Genomic DNA, 468 nt, shown 5'->3' on the forward strand with positions numbered 1-468 from the left:
GATGGAAGGGCGGTATGCGCCTGCATCAAGGCTGAACGCGGCAATCCAGTTTTCGGGCAACATAGTGATTTTGCCGCCGGGGAAATAAACCGTGCTCAAGCGTTCCATGATGTTTTTTTCCATTTTGTCGCCTTGTTTAATGGCAAGCGACGGCGCGGCGATGTGGATGCCGACGCGTTTCATGCCATTGCCCAAGTCGGTCAGGCTCAAGGCATCGTCCACTTCGGTGGTCGATTCGTCGTCAATGGAAAAGGCGGTAACGTCGGCCTTGGGCAGGTCGGGCATTTCGGGAAGGGAGAGGTCGGGGAAACCTGTTCCTTTGGGGAAATATTTGATTTCAAACCCGTCTTGCAGGTATTGGGGAATGGACGTAATGCCGCCTGTTTTTTTCGCCAGTTCGTAGGCGGAGGTTTTCAGCGCATCGGCGGCTTTGGTAAAGGCTTTGTAGGTCAGCGACTGCTTGTCGGG

The 468-nt window shown here is 54.3% G+C and carries 1 protein-coding gene; it reads right to left on the reverse strand.

What is annotated here, in order from left to right; translation table 11 throughout:
• Window positions 1–468, reverse strand: a 468-nt coding sequence (locus ACTHUE_RS20255) for an RNB domain-containing ribonuclease (RefSeq protein WP_440424306.1), incomplete at both ends; no start/stop codon positions are given.

It is taken from the genome of Neisseria sp. P0021.S005, from assembly GCF_051956955.1.